This is a genomic window from Salinimicrobium oceani (assembly GCF_012037645.1).
In genome coordinates this window covers 1-332 of sequence record NZ_JAAVJR010001291.1, presented here as the reverse complement: position 1 = coordinate 332, position 332 = coordinate 1, and the positions used below count along the sequence as shown (strand labels likewise).

Annotated in this window: 1 protein-coding gene; it reads left to right on the top strand. The window is 37.0% G+C overall.

Annotated features, from left to right (window positions below; translation table 11 throughout):
* On the top strand, positions 1-248 hold a 248-nt coding region (locus HC175_RS21885; protein WP_438865979.1), incomplete at its 5' end, for a S16 family serine protease.
* Positions 249-332: the final 84 nt, after the last annotated feature.

The following is a 332-nucleotide window of genomic DNA, read 5'->3' as shown; positions in this document are numbered from 1 at the left end:
ATAAAAAGAATTTAAAGCCTGGCCTGGCCGTTCTTGGGAATATTTCGGTAGGTGGAGCAGTGGAGAAATCTATTAACCTGGCAGACAAAATCACAATGCTTTCAGAAAACGGTGCCAAAACAACTATAGTACCTATGGACAATCTTCCAGAACTGGCCAATGTGCCAGCAAGTGTGCTTGGAAATACGGATGTGCCCTTTTATTCTAATAATCAGATGTTGATGCAGAAAGGGATTTTGTTGGAGTGACAATAAAAAGTAAGGATTGTAATAATTTAAAAAAATGATAGAAATAGACAAGAATCTTTACGTAGGGAATCTAATGGACTATAA